Source organism: Staphylococcus caledonicus, assembly GCF_016238465.1.
In the GTDB taxonomy this organism is placed as follows: domain Bacteria; phylum Bacillota; class Bacilli; order Staphylococcales; family Staphylococcaceae; genus Staphylococcus; species Staphylococcus caledonicus.
Window position 1 is genome coordinate 1 of record NZ_JABTXV010000031.1, and the last position, 255, is coordinate 255.

A 255-nucleotide genomic window follows, 5' to 3' on the forward strand; every position below is an offset into this window, starting at 1 on the left:
TCGTAAGTAATAACGTAAATAACATCGTAAGTAATAACGTAAATAACATCGTAAGTAATAACGTAAATAACATCGTAAGTAATAACGTAAATAACATCGTAAGTAATAACGTAAATAACATCGTAAGTAATAACGTAAATAACATCGTAAGTAATAACGTAAATAACATCGTAAGTAATAACGTAAATAACATCGTAAGTAATAACGTAAATAACATCGTAAGTAATAACGTAAATAACATCGTAAGTAATAACG

The 255-nt window shown here is 25.5% G+C and carries 1 protein-coding gene; it reads right to left on the reverse strand.

What is annotated here, in order from left to right; genetic code table 11:
* Positions 1 to 255, reverse strand: a 255-nt coding sequence (locus HS848_RS13170; RefSeq protein ID WP_198612557.1) for a hypothetical protein, incomplete at both ends; no start/stop codon positions are given.